A 15,269-nucleotide genomic window follows, 5' to 3' on the forward strand; every position below is an offset into this window, starting at 1 on the left:
TTTATGAACACTCAAGCAAAGCAGAAAGTCGCAGTTGCCGTGGCCGCCGCAGTGGCCGTCGGCGTGTTGCTGTACCTGGCGATGCCCGGCTTGTTCGGCAAGCGCACCCAGCAGAGCACCAACGATGCTTATGTCTCGGCGGATTTCACTCTGGTAGTGCCGCGGGTTGCCGGGTTTATCAAGCAAGTGCTGGTCGAGGACAACCAGCAGGTCAAGGCCGGGCAGTTGCTGGCACTGATCGATGACCGGGACCTACGCGCCGCCGCCGAGGCCGCTGACGCCGAAACGCTGGTGGCCAGGGCGCAACTGCAAAACGCCCGGGCGACCCTTGAGCGCCAGGCGTCGGTGATTGCCCAGGCGCAATCCTCGGTGGTCTCGGCCAAGGCGGAAATGGCGTTTGCCGAACACGAGTTGAGCCGCTACAACCACCTTGCCGGGGTGGGCGCCGGCACGGTGCAAAATGCACAACAGGCGCAAACGCGCATCGACCAGGCCTCGGCGCGGTTGGCCAATGCCACGGCGGTGCTGGCGGCGGAACGCAAGCAAGTGGACATCCTCACGGCCCAGCGCGATGCGGCAGAAGGTGGCCTGAAACGGGCGCAAGCGAAGCTGGAAATGGCCAGCTACGAGTTGTCCTATACGAGGATCGTCGCGCCACAGGACGGTATGGTCGGCGAACGCGCGGTGCGAGTCGGCGCCTACGTCACTCCGGGCAGCAAAATCCTCGCCGTGGTGCCACTGGCGCAGGCTTATGTGATGGCCAATTTCCAGGAAACGCAACTGACGGATGTGCAACCGGGTCAGGCTGTGCAAGTGCGCGTCGACAGCCTGGGCGGTACGGCACTCAACGGTCGTGTCGAAAGCATTGCACCGGCCACCGGGGTGACGTTCGCCGCGGTCAAACCGGATAACGCCACCGGCAACTTCACCAAGGTGGTGCAGCGGATTCCGGTGAAAATCGTGCTGGAGCCGGGACAAGCGCTGACCGAGCGCTTGCGGGTGGGGATGTCGGTTGAGGCGAGTATTGATACGGCCACTGCCAAGGCGAAAGAGGTTGTTCAGCGATGAAGATTTTCGTTGATCGCGCTGACGCCTTCGCGAGCAAGCCCGCTCCCACAGTTGACCGCATTCCCCTGTGGGAGCGGGCTTGCTCGCGAAGAGGGCAGTGGCAGCAACTGACTTTCAGTGTCTTGCTCGCTATGAGCCTCAGTGCCTGCACCGTCGGCCCCGATTTCCAAAAGCCCGAAACCACACAAATCGCCGAATGGGCAAAACCGGCCAAATCCGCCGCCAGCCAGGCCGTCGCCGAAACGATGGACGAGCGCTGGTGGGAAGTGTTCCACGACCCGAAACTCTCGGCCCTGAGCCAGCGCGTCCTGACCGACAACCTCGACCTGAAATTGGCCAGCAGCCGCTTGCAGCAAAGTCGCGCGGTGCGTCAGGTCATCACCGCCGAGCGCTATCCCAATACGGCTGCCAGCGGCCGCTACGGACGCAACCGCAACAGTGGTGAAGGGCTGAGCGATCCGTCAGGCCACAACGGCCAATCCGCATTCAATCTGTGGGATGCCGGCTTTTCCGCCTCCTGGGAGCTGGATTTCCGGGGCCGCGTGCGTCGGGAAACCGAAGCTGCCGACGCCACCCTGGAAGTCGCCGAGAACGACCGACGCGGTGTGCTGCTGTTGGTGCTGGCCGAAACTGCCCAGAACTACATTCAACTGCGCGGTGTGCAAAACACCCGGGCCGTCACGGAGCAAAACCTCGACGTCGCCCGGCATAGCCTGAAACTTTCACAACTGCGCCTGTCCAACGGCGTCGCGACGGATCTGGATGTCGCCGAAGCCGCCGCGCAGGTGGCGGCCATCGAGTCACGCCTGCCCGCACTGGAGCAGCGCCAGTGGCAACTGATCAACGCCTTGAGTCTGTTGATGGGCGAACCGCCCCAGGCATTGGCGGCGCAGTTATCCACAGACACACCGGTGCCACAAACGCCGCGTCAGGTCGCCATCGGCTTGCCCTCGCAACTGGCTGAACGTCGGCCGGACATTCGCCAGGCCGAAGCACGGCTGCATGCCGCCACAGCCAGCATTGGCGTGGCCAGGGGCGATTTCTATCCGCGAATCACCCTGTCGGGGAGCATCGGTTCCCAGGCCATGCAACTGAGCGATTTCGGCTCCTGGGGGTCGCGTTCGTTCGGGATCGGCCCGCAATTGAGCTTGCCGTTGTTCGACGGAGGCCGCTTGCGTGGCGTGCTCCAATTGCGAGAAGCACAACAACAGGAAGCGGCCATTGCCTATCAGCAAACCGTGTTGCGCGCCTGGCATGAAATCGATGACCAACTGACCGCCTACAACGCCAGCCAGTTACGCCGCGACAGCCTGGCCGAGGCCGTACGCCAGAACCGCATTGCGCTGGACACCGCGCAACAGCAGTACGTTGAGGGCGTGGTGGATTTCGTCACCGTACTCACGGTGCAAGGGGCGTTACTGGCCACGCAGGAGCAGTGGGTCGAGAGCTCGACCGGCGTGTCGCTGGCGGCCGTCGGGTTGTACAAGGCGTTGGGCGGAGGTTGGGAGTCGGTGTTCCCGTTGGCCGCGACGGCGCAGCGCTGACGTTGCAGCCGCCGCCGGCTATCGCTCCATTAGTGGGCCAGCATCGACGTTGCTGGGCTTGAAGCGCTAAAGTGAAGCGTAAACAATCCGGCTGGTCACTGAACGTTGCAAGGGGAAGCAATGGAGGCGCGCAGAGAAACGCCGATGGGCGACACTCAGGGACCGCACGCCAATCCTGGTTTCGCCAGGGGCGCGCAACCACTGATCCGCTGGGCGCGAGAGCATTGGCTGGTGCCGATTCTGGTGTTGGCCGCACTGGTGCGATTTTACGATCTGACCGCTGCCGCGATTTGGGGCGACGAGGGCTCCAGCCTGTTGCTGGCCCGTTACTCATTACCTGACATCTGGTTGCACGCCGCCTACGACGTGCACCCGCCGCTGTACTTCATGCTGCTGCACGGCTGGATCGCGATGTTTGGCGACGGCATATTGTCGATCCGCTGCCTCAGTGCCCTGCCGGGGATTGCCTCGGTCGGGCTCGGGGTGTGGCTGGTCGATCGGCTCGCCACCCGCCGTGCCGCGATACTGGCCGGTTTCCTGTTGGCCTTGCTCCCGACTGCGGTGCGCTATAGCCAGGAAGTGCGCATGTATTCGCTGCTGGGCCTGTGGTTGCTGGGGGCAACCATTGCGCTGGTGTACTGGATCCGCAAGCCGCAGTGCCGGCGCTATCTGGTGATCTATGTCGTGCTGATGAGCGCGGCGTTTTACACCCATTACTTCACGGCCCTGTGCGTACTCTGCCATTGGTTGTACCTGGGGATCATCCGCGTGCAGCCGGGGCATCGTCTGCGGCACATCCAGCGGGGTGACTGGTGGCTGGCCAATGTGGCTATCGTGGCGCTGTATCTGCCGTGGCTGCCGGGGTTTGTCGACCTGCTACGGCACCTGGATCAGCTCAAGGCCAATGGCGACGTTGGCTGGGAACTGCCCGTCAGCCTGGATTCCTTACCGTCGATGGTCTGGTCGTTGCTGACCCAGGACGACGGCGAAAACCTGCCGTCACTGGTATTTATTGCCTTGCCGCTGGCCTTGCCGCTGTTGGTGTGGGTGGCGCTGGCACGTGACCGAAGCGTGTCCCGCGGCAGTGCGCTGCTCGCGGTCTACACCTTTGTCCCGATGCTGCTGGTGTTTGCGGTGTCGTTTTTTTCGCCGATATTCATTGAGCGCTACCTCACCGCGTATGCCCTTGGCCTGCCGTTGCTGGCGGCATTGGTGATCGATCGCTTGTACTCCGGTTCCCGGGTGCTGGCCCTGACGGTGCTGGTGCTGTTCGTCGGTGTGGAACTGGTGGGCCTGAAAAACAATGCGACGGTGGACGTCCATGATCAGGTCAATGTCCTGGTGGAAGACGTCAATCTGCATTTTCAGCCGGGGGACCGGATCGTCACCAGCGACATGCTCTGGTACTTGAGTTACGTCTACTACAACCGCACCGAAACTCAGCCTCTGCTGTACACCCCGCCACGGGCCGATGGCACTTCGAGCCGGCCGAACGAATATGGTTTCGGTACGTTGACTACGCCAGACGTGTATCTGGACCACTTGAGCGATCTGCCCAAGGGCACTGAACGAATCTGGTTGATCGGCACCGCTGACGTGCCGGACGAGTTCGCACCTTTGCCGGCGCAATGGCATATCGCTCGTCAGATGAAGGCCGGTGGTGCCGGCGCGAGGTTGTACATGTCCGGCAATAACGGGCAATGAGTGGCGTCATCGCAGCCTTCAGGGTTTCGACGACAAGTCCGCCATGCCCTTGAGCAACTCGATCGGCAACGGAAAGACGATGGTCGAGCTCTTGTCGCCGGCGATCGAACTCAGGGTCTGCATGTAGCGCAGCTGCATGGCCCCTGGTTGGCGGCCAAGCATTTCTGCAGCCTGCATGAGTTTTTCCGAGGCCTGCAATTCGCCTTCGGCGTGGATCACCTTGGCTCGCCGTTCCCGTTCGGCTTCGGCCTGCTTGGCGATGGCGCGGATCATCGATTCGTTGAGGTCCACGTGTTTGATCTCGACGTTGGCGACCTTGATGCCCCAGGCGTCGGTCTGGGCGTCGAGTACTTGCTGGATATCGATGTTCAACCGTTCACGCTCGGCGAGCAGTTCATCCAGTTCATGTTTGCCGAGCACCGCCCGCAAGGTGGTTTGAGCCAATTGGCTGGTGGCCATCAGAAAGTCTTCGACCTGGATGATCGCCCTTTGCGGATCGAGCACGCGGAAATACAGCACCGCATTGACCTTCACCGAAACGTTGTCGCGGGTGATCACGTCTTGCGCCGGAACGTCGAGGACCACCGTGCGCAAATCGACGCGAACCATTTGCTGAACCACCGGAATCAGCAGGATCAGGCCGGGCCCCTTGACCTGCCAGAAGCGCCCGAGCTGGAACACCACCCCGCGCTCGTACTCGCGCAGGATGCGAAACGTCGCCCCCGCCAGTGCGATGAGCAACAATAGCAGCGCGACAAAACCCAATTGCAAACCCATGACTATTCTCCGCCCGGCGCCGCGTCAGCCGCGGCCACTTGCAGCAGCAAACCCTTGCGTCCCACCACCCGCACCGGTTGCCCGGGTTGCAGCGGCGTCGCGCTGAGCACTTGCCATCGTTCTCCTTGCAGATGCACCCAGCCGCCATAGGCGTTGCCGGCCTGCAATGACGTCACCGCCGTCACGCTGCCGACCAGCCCGGCATCACCGCTGACGGTGTGGCGCGGTCGGGTCTTCAGGGCGTGAATCACCAGGTAGATCAGCAACAGCGCGCTGATCAGTCCCAGGCCGATCATCAATGGCACGGGCACTTCGGTGTTGGACAGGATCACCGCGCCGATCACGAACATCACGATGCCGCCCAGGCCAATCACGCCGTAGTTGGGCAGGGCCGCCTCGGCGATCAGGAATGCGATGCCGAAGGTGATCAGCCAGATCCCGACGGGGTTGGGCACCAGCAGCACAACTGTGTCGGTGGCGCAGGCCGATCCGCTCAACGCCAACAGCAACGCAACTGCACAGCAACGCATGTTCACTTGACCCTCCGGGAGAGTCGTGGAGTGGCTCTGTACACAGTTTAGTTGAGCCTCGCCGGTATGAATTTTGCTCAATTGCCGTCGGCGTCCGATGGGCGGATTTCCCGCCGGAACGCGCTGACGGGCCTAGACTTTTACTACGCAAGCAAAGCTTTAATCATCGTCTGCCGGCGGTCATGGCGGACACCGAGGTGCATCATGCGTATGGCAAGAACCGTGCAGCGAAGCCTGGAAAAGGCTCAATGCGAATATGACATCGTCAGCCACCCACACTCGGCCAGCAGCCTTGAAACGGCGCGGGTCGCAGGCATTCCTGCCGAACGGGTGGCCAAATCGGTGATCCTCGACGATCACCATGGGCATTATCTGATGGCCGTGCTGCCCGCCAGCCGTCACCTTGACCTGAGCAAAGTCCGCAGCAGCGGTGAGTGGCAGGTTTCCCGCGAAAGCAACCTGGCGCACCTGTTCGAAGATTGCGAACGCGGTGCCGTACCGGCGCTGGGTGAGTCCTATGGGCTGGAGGTGGTTATCGATCCTCTGCTGACCCGGCAGAAAGACATCTATCTGGAGGCCGGCAACCACGTCAACCTGGTGCGTATGGACATGCCCGAGTTTCTGAAAATGGTGCCGCATGCCGAGGTGCGGGAGTTGAGTCATTAGGTCTGCAGCGTCTTCGCTGCCGTCATCGCGAGCAAGCTCGCTCCCACAGGGATCTGTGTCGATCACAAAACCTGTGGGAGCGAGCTTGCTCGCGATGACCGCGTAGCGGTCCCTGAATTGGTCCCCAGGAGTTCGATATGGAAAGCCCAACCCACAACCTACCTTCGCTGTTCAAACAACTCGGCCTGCCGGATGACGCCGAAAGCATCGATAAATTCATCGCGACCCATTCACCGTTAAAACCGGATCTGCAACTGGCGGATGCGTTCTTCTGGAGCAAGTGCCAGGCGGATTTCCTGCGAGACGAGATTCTCGATGACGCGGATTGGGCCGAGGTGGTGGATCAGCTGGATGTGATGTTGAGGAAGGGGCGGGGGGTGTGAATAACTGATAGGCGGTAGTCCACCGAGGTTGCTCTGATCACAATAACTGACCAAAATTAAGACCTTATTTGAGGTCTTAATTATGCAAAGCGTTTTGGCTGATATGGCTGTCAGCGTGTCTGAACTAAAGAAAAACCCCTCTGCCGTTTTGAATGGCGCCCATGGAGGGCCCGTCGCGGTGCTCAATCACAATCGCGTCATGGGCTACATGGTTCCTGCCGATGTGTTCGAAGCCATGATGGAGCGCCTTGATGATTTGGAGTTGGCGGAAATCGTGCGTTCTCGTCGTCATGAAACGCCGATCCCGGTAGCCCTGGATGACTTATAAGCTCGAATTTCTGCCGTCTGCACGCAAAGAATGGGACAAGCTGGGGCACACAGTACGTGAGCAATTCAAAAAGAAACTGTCAGAGCGGCTGGAGGTGCCTCGAATCCAGTCTGACGCGCTGCATGGCATGCCTGACTGCTACAAGATCAAACTGAGGTCATCGGGGTATCGACTCGTCTACGAGGTGATAGATGAGCGCGTCGTCGTTTCTGTCGTTGCAGTAGGGAAGCGCGAACGCAGCCAAGTGTATGAGCACGCCAGGAAGCGTTGATGGTTCTCCGCAGGTCGCTGCGCAATTGTTTCAAAACTTGACGGAAAATCCTCGCTAATGCGATATTGATAGTTAGCAAACTAACAGTGTGTATTTTCCCTCGTGCCGAATAACCTCGACGTTCTCCAGATGAACATCAGCAGCGCCATGGTGGTGGCCGCCAGGCATTGGCGCAAAATCTGCCAGACCACGCTGGTCAACTATGGAATCTCCGAAGCCTGCGCCGTTCCGCTGTTGATGATCGGGCGCCTGGGTGAGGGCGTGCGGCAGGTGACGGTGGCCCAGGCAGCAGGGATGGAGAGCCCCTCGCTGGTACGCTTGCTCGATCAGCTGTGCCATGCCGGTTACGTCTGCCGCACCGAGGACACACAGGACCGCCGCGCCAAATGCCTGAGCCTGACCGAAACCGGCCGGGACCTGGTGCAGGCGGTCGAAGTGGAGCTGGTGCGCTTGCGCCACGAAGTACTTGAAGGCATTGACCAAGGTGATCTGGAAGCTACGCTGCGGGTACTGAGAGCTTTTGAAGCGGCCACGCCGCCATCGGTGGCCAACTCTTGAACGGATTTTTCTCTGGCATGCCCCCGGCGCGGGACTGGTTCTACGGGGTCCGCACCTTCGCTGCATCGATGATCGCGCTGTACATCGCCCTGCTCATGCAAATGCCGCGTCCGTACTGGGCGATGGCCACGGTGTACATCGTTTCCAGTCCGTTTCTAGGCCCTACCAGTTCCAAAGCACTGTACCGGGCGGTCGGCACCTTTATCGGCGCTGCGGCGGCCGTTCTGTTCGTGCCGATGTTCGTGCAGAGCCCATACGTGCTGGTGGTAGTGATTGCCCTGTGGACCGGGACGCTGCTGTTTTTGTCCCTGCATTTGCGCACAGCCAACAACTACGCCTTGATGCTCGCCGGTTACACCTTGCCGTTGATCGCCCTGCCGGTGGTGAATAACCCGTTGGGGGTGTGGGACGTAGCCGAAGCACGGACCGAGGAAATCTTTCTGGGCATCGCCGTGGCGGCAGTGGTCGGTGCGATGTTCTGGCCGCGACGCCTGGCGCCGGTGTTCAATGATTCGGTGAGCAAATGGTTTGCCGATGCATCGACCTACAGCCTGCGATTCCTCAGTCGCAATGTGCAGCCTGAAGAAGTCAGCGCGTTGCGGGCATCGATGGTCGCCACGTTCAACTCCCTGGAGTTGATGATCGGTCAGTTGCCCCACGAAGGCTCCCGTCCGCAGACGGTGCGCAACACCAAGGAGTTGCGTGGGCGGATGATTCACCTGCTGCCGGTAGTCGATGCCCTCGACGACGCGCTTTATGCCTTGGAACGGCGGACTCCCGAGCTTGTGGACAAGTTCGCGCCGTTGTTGACCGCCACCACCGAATGGCTTGGGCACAAGGATGCCGATCTCGACCGCTGGCAAGCCCTGAAGGATCAACTTGAGGCCCTGCAACCTGTTCCCGAAGCGCTGGATGATCGCAAGCAATTGCTGTTTTCCAACGCCATTTACCGTCTCGGTGAGTGGGTCGATTTGTGGCAGGACTGCCGCAGCCTGCAATACGCCATCCAGTGCGAAAGCCAGGACAGCTGGCGCGCGGTGTATCGGCACTGGCGGCTGGGGCGGCTGTCCCCGTTTCTGGATCGCGGCCTGATGTTTTATTCCGCGGCTTCCACCGTCACCGCGATTATCGTGGCCTCGGTGTTGTGGATTCTGCTCGGCTGGACCGATGGCGGCAGCGCCGTGATCCTGGCGGCGGTGGCGTGTAGCTTCTTCGCCTCGATGGACGACCCGGCGCCGCAGATTTACCGGTTCTTTTTCTGGACGGCGATGTCGGTGGTGTTCGCCAGCCTCTATCTGTTTCTGGTGCTGCCCAATCTGCATGACTTTCCGATGCTGGTGCTGGCGTTCGCCATACCGTTCATTTGCGTCGGCACCCTGACCGTCAAACCGCAGTTTTACCTGGGCATGCTGCTGACCCTGGTCAACACCTCGTCCTTTATCAGTATTCAAGGCGCTTACGACGCGGATTTCCTCAGTTTCGCCAACTCCAACCTGGCCGGTCCCATGGGGCTGCTGTTCGCGTTCATCTGGACCCTGATCGCCCGGCCGTTCGGTGCCGAACTGGCGGCCAAGCGCCTGACCCGTTTCAGCTGGGGTGACATTGTCGGCCTCTCTGAACCGGCCACGCTGTCCGAACATCGGCTGTTGGGCATAAAGATGCTCGATCGGCTGATGCAGCATCTGCCGCGCCTGGCCATGACCGGCCAGGACTCCGGCGTGGCGCTGCGGGAGGTGCGAGTGGCACTGAATCTGTTGGACCTGCTCGCTTATACGCCGCGGGTCCTCGGTGTGCCGCAGGTGCTGCTGCGCCAGGTGGTGGCCGAGGTGGGCGAGTACTTCAAGGCCTGTCTCAAGGCCGGTGAGCGCTTGCCGGCACCGAGCCCGTTGCTGATGACCCTCGACCGCACGCGTCGCGCCCTCAGCGGTGCGGGCGATGATGAAACCCGTCGGCATCTGCTGCACGCCCTGAGCGGCCTGCGCCTGGCACTGTTGCCCGGCGTCGAATTCGTCGGTGCCGCCGAGCCAGAAGAACCGCTTCCCCATGGCATTGATGGAGCGCCTTTATGATCGGTGACCTGGATCTCAGCGGGGTGTTCCTGCCCACGCTGCTGGTGCTGATGGGCATTACCTATGTGTTGTACCTGTTGGTGCACGGGGTGCTGACGCGCCTGCACTTTTACCGTCTGGTCTGGCACCGGGCATTGTTCAACGTGGCCCTATACGCCTTGCTGCTTGGCGCTGTGGATTCACTCAGTCGATACCTGATGACATGAAAAAACCGTTTCTAACCCTTGGTCGCGTGGTGTTGACCCTGCTGATCGTGAGCTTCGCCGTGGTCGTGGTCTGGCGCATGGTGATGTATTACATGTTCGCGCCCTGGACCCGCGACGGGCACATCCGTGCCGACATCGTGCAAATCGCTCCGGACGTATCCGGGTTGATCCAGCAAGTGGAGGTGCGCGACAACCAGTTGGTCAAGCGCGGCCAGGTGCTGTTCAGCATCGATCCGGACCGCTTCAAGCTGGCCCTGCGCCAGGCCAAGGCGGCCGTTGCCGACCGCGAAGAAACCCTGGCCCAGGCCCAGCGCGAGGCCAAGCGCAACAAAGGCCTGGGCAATCTGGTGCCGGGAGAACAACTGGAAGAAAGTCAGTCGAAAGTCGCCCGCGCCCAAGTCGCCTTGATGGAAGCCCAGGTGGCGGTGGACAGCGCACAACTCAACCTCGATCGCTCGGTGATCCGCAGCCCGGTAGACGGCTACGTCAACGACCGCGCGCCACGGGCCCAGGAGTTCGTCAGCGCCGGGCGTCCGGTGTTGTCGGTGGTCGACAGCAATTCGTTCCACATCGACGGCTATTTCGAAGAAACCAAACTGAACGGCATCCATATTGGCCAAAGCGTCGATATCCGGGTGATCGGCGACAATGCGCGCCTGCGCGGGCATGTGGAAAGCATCGTCGCCGGTATCGAAGACCGCGACCGCACCAGCGGCAACAACCTGTTGCCCAACGTCAACCCGGCATTCAGTTGGGTGCGGCTGGCTCAGCGGATTCCGGTGCGAATCGCCTTCGATGACGTGCCGGAAGATTTCCGCATGATCGCCGGGCGCACCGCCACGGTATCGATCATCGACGATCAGCAACGGGAGCCGGCGCAATGAGCAAGGCCTCGGGTTTGGCGGTCGCCGGATTAGGCTTGCTGCTGTCGGCGTGTCAGATGGTCGGGCCGGATTATCACTTGCCCGAGGAGGCGGCTGTCCATCGTCCAGACTTCCAGGGCGATCTGGCGGTCGACGGCAAAACGGTGGTGTCCGCACCGGTGCCGGCCGATTGGTGGCGCCTGTATCGGGACCCGCGACTCGACCAGTTGGTACAGCAGGCCATGGCTTCCAACACCGATTTGCGCGTGGCGGCGGCCAGTCTGTCGCGGTCTCGCGCTCAGGTCGATGAGGCCGAGGCGGCGGGCGGCTGGAGCGGCGGCGTGAAGATGGGCGCCCAGCGCTTGCAGGAATCAGGTGAAGCCTTCCTGTTGCCGGAAAAAGTGCCGGTGGCCAACATCGGCGATATCGGCATCAGTGCGTCGTACCAGTTCGACCTGTTCGGCACCTTGCAACGCGGCATCGAAGCGGCCAAGGCCAATGCCGATGCGACACAGGCCGCCGCCGATACGGCACGCATCACCGTAGTGGCCGATGTGGTTCGGGCCTACACCCAAGTGTGCGCGGCCAATGAAGAGCGGGAAATCGCCCAGCATTCCCTCGACCTGCAAGCCCAAAGCACCACGCTGATCCAGCGCTTGCGCGATGCCGGACGTGGCGACGAAACCCAGGTCACCCGCTCGCAAACTCAATTCAAATCCCTGCGCGCCGACATGCCGCGCTATGAGGCAGCACGTCAGGCCGGGCTGTACCGCTTGTCGATGCTGCTGGCCAAACCGGTAGATCAACTACCGGCCGGCACTGCCACTTGCGATGAGCTGCCAAAAATCGCGCAATTGATTCCGGTGGGAGATGGTGCCGCGTTGCTCAAGCGTCGCCCCGATGTGCGGCAGGCCGAGCGGCGACTGGCGGCCGCCACTGCCGGTATCGGTGTCGCCACGGGTGAGCTGTACCCGAACATCAGCATCGGGGCGACGGTCGGCACCGTCGGTATCCTGGAAAATCTCGGTGAACCGTCCACCAATCGCTGGGGCTTCGGTCCGTCGCTGACCTGGAACGTGCCGACCAACGGCGCCCGGGCGCGCATCCGCGAAGCCGAGGCGGTGACCCAGGCGACGCTGGCGCATTTCGATGGGGTGGTACTCAACGCGATTCGTGAAACCCAGACCAGCCTTGCCCAATACACGGCATTGCTGCAACGTCGCGACGCACTGGCCGACGCCGAGCAATCGGCAAAACTGGCCGCCGACCAGACGCACCGTTTCTTCCAGGCTGGCCGCGAATCGTTCCTGGCGGACCTGCAAGCGACCCGCACTTACACGGATGTCACGGCGCAATTGGCCGCTGCCAACACTCAGGTTGCCGCCAGCCAGATCGATTTGTTCCTCGCGTTGGGCGGCGGTTGGGAAAGCGGACGAACGCAAGCGTCGAACTCCGACAAACCCTGAGGCCGTTGCTATGCTTTGAAGTGTTGGAAGGGCGCCCCGTGCAAAGCGTCCTTTCTTCGCACAAGGCTCGCGCAGGTCAGGGGGAAACCAGTAATGAAAAACCCTTATGCTCTCGGCTTCTGGTGCGCCATCGTGGCGTTGGTGCTGCTGTCGGCCACCTATTTCTACGGCATCATGCTGGCCCATCAGATCGACAAGGCTCTGGCGTTCCTCGACAGTGCCGTCGCGCTGATTGCGGTGATGTCCGTAGTGGTGGTGGCTTGGGCTTCGGTCCAGAGTCAACGCATCAAGAAAAGACAACTCGAACAAGGCAAGACCCTGGTCCTGATCTGGGACACCAAGGTGGCGTTACGTCGTGTCGAAACGGTGTTCGACCGGTATTTCTGGGGCAGTTACTGGCAACCGGGGCGCACGTTTCAGGAAGTCATGGGCGAATTGACCGGCACGCCACTGGAAAAAAGCCTCGAGACCCTGAAAAAACAATGCCTGGCGCTGGACCGGCAAGTGGCTGACGACGGTCGGCACTGGCTCAGCAATGCCCGGGAACTGGCCGATGTCGCCACGGCCATGGCCCGCGAACGCTATCAACTGGACGTCTGCGACCCGCGCGCGGAAGTGACGGGCGGGGCGGTGATCAACCGCGACTTCGAAGTGCTGGTGTACACCTGGACTGCGCGGCTCAAAAGCTTTGATCATCAACTCGATGAGATCGAAGTCCAGTATTCCTGATGTTGTGTTGGCTGTTTTGACGCCATCGCGAGCAGGCTCGCTCCTACATTGGAATGCATTCCCCTGTAGGAGCGAGCCTGCTCGCGATGGCGATTGCATTGATTGCGAATATCTCTAACCTTGTGAACACCCCCCAAGACACTCTTTCACCTTTAATCATTGGGCCGCTCGTCGTGCCCGGTGCTAATCTGCATTCCACTTTCAGCGCAGTCGAGCCGCAACCCGTCATGGGTTCAGGGAAGCCGACCTCACATTCAACAACGGACACTGAACGGGTCATACATGAATAAATCAGCAGGCGTGCTACTGGGAATTGTTGTCGCAATCGGTGCCATCAGTGCAGGTGGAGCCTGGTTCACCGGCACCAGGCTCGAAGGTGTGTTGAACGCCTCGATTGCCGATGCCAACAAGGAACTGCAAGCGGCCATGGTCGGTTCCAACGGCACCGCGTCGCTGGAACTGGTATCGCTGGAGCGTCATGTATTCAGCAGTACCGCGCACTATCGCCTGAAGGGCGAAGGTGAAATGTTCGGCGAAACGCCGGTCGAGCTGATGTTTGTCGATCAGATCGAACACGGCCCGTTGCCGTTCTCGCGGCTGATGGCGCTGAAGTGGCTGCCAGTCTTGGCGACCAGTCACTACGAACTGAAAAAGACCCCGCTCACCGAAAAGTGGTTTGCCGCCGCCAAGGACAAATCCCCGCTGACCGGCGTGGTCAACATCGGCTATGACAACGCCACCAATGGCACCTTTGAGTTGCAGCCGCTGGAAATGGCGCTGGATGACAAGTCGAGCATGAAATTCTCCGGCCTGAGCATGGACGTCGCGGCCAGCGCCAAGGCGCAGAAGGTCAAGGCCAACGGCTACATGGACAGCCTGAAAGTGACCACCGTGTCCGAAGACCAGGCACCGGTGCAGGTTGAATTGAACGGCCTGACCCTGGCCAGCAACCTGACAAAAAGTACCTACGGTTTCTACATCGGCGAAAACGTCCTTGAGCTGGCCAACGGAAAATCGACTTTTGGCGTCAAGCAGTCGGTGCTGGACTTCAAGAAATTCGAAATGAAGAACCTGACCGAAGAAAAGGGCAGCAGCGCCTCCGGGCGTGCCGATTACAAGGTCGGCGAAGTGTCCCTGAATGGCAAGACCATCGGTTCCGGTGCGCTGGCCATGAGCCTGAAGAATCTCGACATTCCGGCCACGATGTCGTTGATGCAGGTTTACCAGAGCAAACTGCAGCCGTATGAGCGTGCGGCGGCCGAAGCGACAGCAGCGGGCCTGCCGGCACCGGAGCTGAAACTCACTGAAGCCGAAGAAGCGCTGCTCAAATCCAGTCTGGAAAAACTGCTGGCGGCCGGTCCGCGGGTGGCCCTGGAAAACCTGTCGTTCAACACTGCCAATGGCGAGAGCCGCGCCAATATGGTGCTCGACCTGACCAAGCCACAGGCCATCGATCTACCGACCGATCAACTGGTCAGACAGCTGATCGCACTGCTGGACTTCAAGCTGCAAGTGTCCAAGCCCATGCTGGTCGACGTGCTTACCGTGCAATCGCAAATCGACGGTCAGACCGACGCCAAGCTGATTGCCGACCAGGCTACCGCCACCGCAGACATGTTCAGCAGCATGGCGGTCGGCAGCCAACTGGCGAAACTGGACGGCAATAACATCGTCACCAACTTGCATTACGCCAACAATCAGGTGGACTTCAACGGCCAGAAAATGACCGTCGAAGAGTTTGCCGGTTTTGTCATGAGCAAATTTTCAGGAACTGGCGCTACCGAATAACGTCGGCTGTTGACTCCGCAACGCCCGGCCTCTGCATCGCGCAGATGCCGGGCGTTTTGCTGTCCGGCATCCAGGGGGCGTTCTCAATTAGTTTCCCCACCGCGTTGTCGCCTTAAAGCTGGCCAGGCAAGGCGTAGGCCGCTGGGAATGGTTGTTCCCTTTCCAAGGCCTGCAACGCAGCATGGCCAGCTTTAAGGCACAACCCGAAGGGCCGGGCCTGCTGTTGTGCAGGGCTGTGTTGCTCGAAGCTGATTTGGAATGACCAAACTGCGCTTCTCGCGCCTTGCCCTGCACAACAGCAGACCCGGCGCGGTAGGGA

16 protein-coding genes are annotated in these 15,269 nt (G+C 60.9%); 14 read left to right on the plus strand and 2 right to left on the minus strand.

Going from position 1 to position 15,269, the window contains the following annotated elements; translation table 11 throughout:
• Positions 1–3 precede the first annotated feature (3 nt).
• From ACEN8Z_RS03445 to ACEN8Z_RS03455, 3 genes are all read left to right on the plus strand, one after another.
• Entirely contained in the window at positions 4–1,068 is a 1,065-nt protein-coding gene (locus ACEN8Z_RS03445; RefSeq protein WP_495596775.1) for an HlyD family secretion protein, read from the plus strand.
• Positions 1,065–2,612, plus strand: coding sequence for an efflux transporter outer membrane subunit (locus ACEN8Z_RS03450; RefSeq protein ID WP_495596776.1), 1,548 nt, complete (start codon positions 1,065–1,067; stop codon positions 2,610–2,612). The genes ACEN8Z_RS03445 and ACEN8Z_RS03450 overlap by 4 nt, the downstream gene beginning before the upstream one ends.
• Positions 2,613–2,732: 120 nt before the next feature.
• Entirely contained in the window at positions 2,733–4,316 is a 1,584-nt protein-coding gene (locus ACEN8Z_RS03455; protein ID WP_495596777.1) for a glycosyltransferase family 39 protein, read from the plus strand.
• 18 nt (positions 4,317–4,334) lie between these two features.
• Here the strand turns inward: ACEN8Z_RS03455 and ACEN8Z_RS03460 are convergent, their stop codons facing one another.
• Both ACEN8Z_RS03460 and ACEN8Z_RS03465 read right to left on the minus strand, forming a co-directional pair.
• Complete coding sequence (locus ACEN8Z_RS03460) at positions 4,335–5,093, minus strand: slipin family protein (protein WP_495596778.1); 759 nt, start codon at positions 5,091–5,093, stop codon at positions 4,335–4,337.
• Between the two features lie 2 nt (positions 5,094–5,095).
• Complete coding sequence (locus ACEN8Z_RS03465) at positions 5,096–5,629, minus strand: NfeD family protein (RefSeq protein ID WP_495596779.1); 534 nt, start codon at positions 5,627–5,629, stop codon at positions 5,096–5,098.
• Positions 5,630–5,827: 198 nt separating this feature from the next.
• On the opposite strand from ACEN8Z_RS03465, the gene ACEN8Z_RS03470 reads away from it, so the two are divergent.
• The 11 genes from ACEN8Z_RS03470 (at position 5,828) to ACEN8Z_RS03520 (ending at position 14,950) form a co-directional block, all read left to right on the plus strand.
• Positions 5,828–6,289 (plus strand): aminoacyl-tRNA deacylase, encoded by a 462-nt coding sequence (locus ACEN8Z_RS03470; RefSeq protein ID WP_108231420.1) that lies wholly within the window; start codon positions 5,828–5,830, stop codon positions 6,287–6,289.
• A 137-nt stretch (positions 6,290–6,426) separates the two neighbouring features.
• Complete coding sequence (locus tag ACEN8Z_RS03475) at positions 6,427–6,672, plus strand: DUF2789 domain-containing protein (protein ID WP_116264418.1); 246 nt, start codon at positions 6,427–6,429, stop codon at positions 6,670–6,672.
• A gap of 82 nt (positions 6,673–6,754) precedes the next feature.
• Positions 6,755–7,000, plus strand: a complete 246-nt coding sequence (locus ACEN8Z_RS03480; RefSeq protein WP_495596780.1) for a type II toxin-antitoxin system prevent-host-death family antitoxin — start codon at positions 6,755–6,757, stop codon at positions 6,998–7,000.
• Positions 6,990–7,271 (plus strand): type II toxin-antitoxin system RelE family toxin, encoded by a 282-nt coding sequence (locus ACEN8Z_RS03485; protein ID WP_495596781.1) that lies wholly within the window; start codon positions 6,990–6,992, stop codon positions 7,269–7,271. Before ACEN8Z_RS03480 ends, ACEN8Z_RS03485 begins: the two co-directional genes overlap by 11 nt.
• A gap of 129 nt (positions 7,272–7,400) precedes the next feature.
• Entirely contained in the window at positions 7,401–7,829 is a 429-nt protein-coding gene (locus ACEN8Z_RS03490) for a MarR family winged helix-turn-helix transcriptional regulator (protein ID WP_008001616.1), read from the plus strand.
• The gene (locus ACEN8Z_RS03495; RefSeq protein ID WP_495596782.1) at positions 7,826–9,898 is read left to right on the plus strand and encodes an FUSC family protein; all 2,073 of its coding nucleotides are present in this window, start codon (positions 7,826–7,828) and stop codon (positions 9,896–9,898) included. The genes ACEN8Z_RS03490 and ACEN8Z_RS03495 overlap by 4 nt, the downstream gene beginning before the upstream one ends.
• On the plus strand, positions 9,895–10,104 hold the full coding sequence (locus ACEN8Z_RS03500) for a DUF1656 domain-containing protein (RefSeq protein ID WP_007987399.1): 210 nt from the start codon (positions 9,895–9,897) through the stop codon (positions 10,102–10,104). Before ACEN8Z_RS03495 ends, ACEN8Z_RS03500 begins: the two co-directional genes overlap by 4 nt.
• On the plus strand, positions 10,101–10,988 hold the full coding sequence (locus ACEN8Z_RS03505; RefSeq protein ID WP_008002380.1) for an efflux RND transporter periplasmic adaptor subunit: 888 nt from the start codon (positions 10,101–10,103) through the stop codon (positions 10,986–10,988). The genes ACEN8Z_RS03500 and ACEN8Z_RS03505 overlap by 4 nt, the downstream gene beginning before the upstream one ends.
• Positions 10,985–12,433, plus strand: coding sequence for an efflux transporter outer membrane subunit (locus tag ACEN8Z_RS03510; RefSeq protein ID WP_495596783.1), 1,449 nt, complete (start codon positions 10,985–10,987; stop codon positions 12,431–12,433). The genes ACEN8Z_RS03505 and ACEN8Z_RS03510 overlap by 4 nt, the downstream gene beginning before the upstream one ends.
• 93 nt (positions 12,434–12,526) lie before the next feature.
• Positions 12,527–13,162 (plus strand): hypothetical protein, encoded by a 636-nt coding sequence (locus tag ACEN8Z_RS03515; protein WP_007994475.1) that lies wholly within the window; start codon positions 12,527–12,529, stop codon positions 13,160–13,162.
• Positions 13,163–13,444: 282 nt separating this feature from the next.
• Entirely contained in the window at positions 13,445–14,950 is a 1,506-nt protein-coding gene (locus ACEN8Z_RS03520; RefSeq protein WP_495596784.1) for a YdgA family protein, read from the plus strand.
• Positions 14,951–15,269 lie beyond the last annotated feature (319 nt).

Source organism: Pseudomonas sp. Pseusp10 (assembly GCF_059492225.1).